Genomic DNA, 3,205 nt, shown 5'->3' with positions numbered 1-3,205 from the left:
GGTTCTCTCTCTGCTTCTCCGTGAAATCACCGGGCCGGCCCTTCCGCTTCGCCGATCACGCGCTGCAATTCAGCTATGAGAAAGCATTCGGGGACCTGCCGGAAGCCTACGAGACCCTTCTGCGCGATGTGATGATCGGCGACCAAACGCTATTCGTCACGGCCGAATTCACCGAGACGGCCTGGCGCCTTTACGATCCGGTGCTTGCCGGCACGCGAACCTTGCACCCCTACTCGGCTGGTACCTGGGGACCGGAGGAAGCCAATCGCCTCGTCGAATGGAACGGTCACCGGTGGCAGATCGGATGGTAGGGAACCCAAGTCGCTGACAAGTACCTTTGTACTTTAGAAATAACGAAAGAGAATTTACCAGTGGCGGGTAGGGTAGAGTAGAGGCAAAACAGTCTGCCTCGCGCTGCGAAACGATTCCCGACACCGTTTTCTCGCGAGGGGATCGGCAGGTGCGCGCCAATTTTGCTAGACTTGCGCATGGTTTCCCATCGTTGGTGTCTCGCCCTCAGCCTCGTGCTTCTGCCGTTCACCAATGTCAGCGTGGCCGATGCGCAGGCGTCTCTCGATCATACCCTGATTTACGTTTCAGACTATTTCTCTTTCGTGGGAGCCGATAGTCTGGGTCACGTTGCGTTTGCCCTCGATAACAATCGCGGTCGTGATGGCGACAGTTTTCAGGCTGAGCACTTCCTGGTCCTGCACGATGAGCGGGAAGGGTGGATCACGCTGGCCGGCAACGGATTGTTCGAGAACGCCAAGCACGAGCTGGCGGCGATTCCGGATTCGCCGTTCTTCGCCTTCGAGGGATCTCCCCGCACGGGTCTAACGATCGCCAGCAACGTCAATCAGCTCACCCTCCGCATCGAGCCGATTCCTGAACGTACCGGCAACCGCCACAGCGGAGCCGTCACCTGGATGGGGTCGGCGGCCGCTGTGCTGACCTGGAAAGGGAGGACAATTCCGGGGCGGCTCATCTACGAATACGTCATGATGCCGGATTTCAACCGGTTGACGAGGACCTACTGGGGCTTTTGGAAGGAGTTTCAAGGACTCTACCTCCTGGCTGATTCCAAGAATGACGTGTATGTCCACAGCCAGCTGAGCGAGTGGATTGCGCCGTTAGTAGGGATGCTGCTGGGATTTTCCGCGATCGATGAGCAAACCGAATCCCTGCGTGATCTGAATGTCGAGGTGTTGGATCGGGAACTGGCGTTCGGGTTCTATCGCTGGCCGACCAGATGGCGCATTACCTGGAGCGGCCTCAAAGGACCGGCCACGTTGACGCTATCACAGTCGAGTCGCAAGGCCATCGCTGGCTGGGTCATCGGCGGGTTTGCGATGAGCATCGTAACCGGCAAACTCGAGTATGCGGGCGAGAAATCCACCGTCTATGGTCTCGGCGAACTCATCATGTGACGTGCATTGAATTTGTGGCCCACCAACGTCCTTTATCGGTCGGGGTCACACGGACGGGACGTCCATTTTTCGAGAGGATGCCACAGAACGCCGAAAAGATGTTCCAGTATTCTTTCCCCGATCGCAATGCGGAAAGTCGTATGCTTTAACTTGAGTGTGTGCCAGAAGACCCGCGATCTTGTTTTTCGTTTTTGTGTTTCGGGTCTACGAATTCCTGCGACTCGATTCGTTGGATTTCTCCAACGGAACGATCAAGAAAGGCTTGGATTTCAGGATCCCAACCACTTTTGAATTCAGTTGCCAGAAACGCATCGACGATTTCTCTGCCCTTGTAGGATGCCGTCACCATACCGCCCATCGTGAGCACATTCGCATTGTTGATCGATCGAGCCTTTATCGCCGTTGAAGGATCTTCGCAAACCGCGGCGTAGACATTCGGATGTTTATTCGCGACGATTGCCATTCCCATCCCGGTGCCACACACGAGGATGCCGCGGTCGTATGCTCCTTCCCCTACTTTTCTGGCCAGTTCATGCGCCACTTCATAATAGGGACGTGCCTGGTCAGCAGTTCCGCCGATATCCACACAAGTATGACCTTGTGCCAGCAGATGCTGCTTGATCGCCTCTTTCAACTCCACTCCAAAAGGATCCGCTCCGATTCCAATTTTCATGTGCGCGTGTCTCCTCCTTTTCCTTTCTGAGCAAAACTCCAGTCAGGTGGCTTTGGATGAGGCTACTGTTCTATGAGAAGTGTGTCAACGAGACAGATTGGGAATTGGTGCTCTTGGAGGAGTAGCCGCCGCGCGCCGGAAATGGTTCCTGAGGCCATCGTCTTATCGTAAGATCATGTTCACGCTCTTCTCTCCTTCATCATGATGCAGGGCAAGGCCTGCGAGACGCGGGATGCCGTATGTGTGCTCAGGCACGCTGAGCGGTTTTGGCTCGCAACTCGGATTCGAGGGTGGCAATTCGTTCTCTCAATGGCCTGGCCAGCGCTTCGACCTCCTCGATCGAATATCGCGGCGCGATGTGCTTGGCACAGTTCCAGTCATGGGAAACCACGTCAAGAATCACGATCCGCTCTGCCTTGTCCCATCCTGTACCGTGCATCATCTGTGTCAACTGGCCCTGATGGCGTCGGATGTCTTCCACGCGTGCATGGCCGATCAGCTTCAACCGTTCACGCTGCTTGTAGTCCATGAAGAACAAGGCGACGCGGTTATTCGCAGCCAGATTGCCCGTGGTGATCAGTTGCCGATTCCCATGGTAATCGGGAAATGCAAGGGTTGTGGGATTGAGCACACGTAAGAAGCCAGCAGGACCCCCGCGATGTTGGATATAAGGCCACCCGGTTTCACTCACCGTTCCTAGGTAGAAGCTATCCCGTGCCGCGATGAATGCCATCTCCGCTTCGCCTAATGGGTCCCGATCAGGCGCATCCAAGATGGTACCCGATCGCCCGTAGTAGGTTTCCTCTGCGCGGCGAACAGACTCAGTCAACATGGTTTCCAGATATTTGGCGGCCATCACTCCCTCCGTTTCTCACCGTTCAGAACACGACCGTCTCCCAACCCTCTACGAGATAGCGCCGCAGGCTTAAGAGACCCGGGGTGCCGGCAAGCCCATGGTCTTTCACCAATGGGACCCCGCAAGACGCGACGCTCTCCGTCGCGCCAAAGAATTCCGCACAGCTGCGGGAAGCTCCTTGTACGGTATCGCGAACTGAGTTGTAGAGCCCGTTGACCGGATGCGACAGCTGAACAAGCTCGGCAGGCC

The 3,205-nt window shown here is 56.2% G+C and carries 4 protein-coding genes and 1 pseudogene; 2 read left to right on the top strand and 3 right to left on the bottom strand.

Going from position 1 to position 3,205, the window contains the following annotated elements:
• Positions 1–311 (top strand): annotated as a pseudogene (locus tag ACWVCN_RS10425) (glucose-6-phosphate dehydrogenase); the annotation flags it as partial.
• 177 nt (positions 312–488) lie between these two features.
• Entirely contained in the window at positions 489–1,427 is a 939-nt protein-coding gene (locus tag ACWVCN_RS10420) for a hypothetical protein (protein WP_455245600.1), read from the top strand.
• A gap of 145 nt (positions 1,428–1,572) precedes the next feature.
• Here ACWVCN_RS10420 and ACWVCN_RS10415 read toward each other — a convergent pair whose 3' ends face one another.
• From ACWVCN_RS10415 to ACWVCN_RS10405, 3 genes are all read right to left on the bottom strand, one after another.
• A complete protein-coding gene (locus tag ACWVCN_RS10415; RefSeq protein ID WP_455245598.1) occupies positions 1,573–2,100 on the bottom strand; it encodes an RpiB/LacA/LacB family sugar-phosphate isomerase in 528 nt (175 codons plus the stop codon).
• Positions 2,101–2,347: 247 nt separating this feature from the next.
• Positions 2,348–2,956 carry a pyridoxamine 5'-phosphate oxidase family protein gene (locus tag ACWVCN_RS10410; RefSeq protein ID WP_455245596.1) on the bottom strand — a complete coding sequence of 203 codons (609 nt, stop codon included), beginning with the start codon at positions 2,954–2,956 and terminating at the stop codon, positions 2,348–2,350.
• Between the two features lie 22 nt (positions 2,957–2,978).
• The coding region (locus ACWVCN_RS10405; RefSeq protein ID WP_455245594.1) for a hypothetical protein at positions 2,979–3,205 on the bottom strand (227 nt) is incomplete at its 5' end.

The organism is Petrachloros mirabilis, from assembly GCF_975968855.1.
The sequence above is the reverse complement of the archived record's forward strand: the minus strand, read 5'-3'. Positions and strand labels throughout refer to the sequence as shown.

Bases quoted from the DNA above. Each gene is read 5' to 3' on its own strand.
- ACWVCN_RS10410 (WP_455245596.1), bottom strand. From the start codon at position 2,956: ATGGCCGCCAAATATCTGGAAACCATGTTGACTGAGTCTGTTCGCCGC.
- ACWVCN_RS10415 (WP_455245598.1), bottom strand. From the start codon at position 2,100: ATGAAAATTGGAATCGGAGCGGATCCTTTTGGAGTGGAGTTGAAAGAG.
- ACWVCN_RS10420 (WP_455245600.1), top strand. From the start codon at position 489: ATGGTTTCCCATCGTTGGTGTCTCGCCCTCAGCCTCGTGCTTCTGCCG.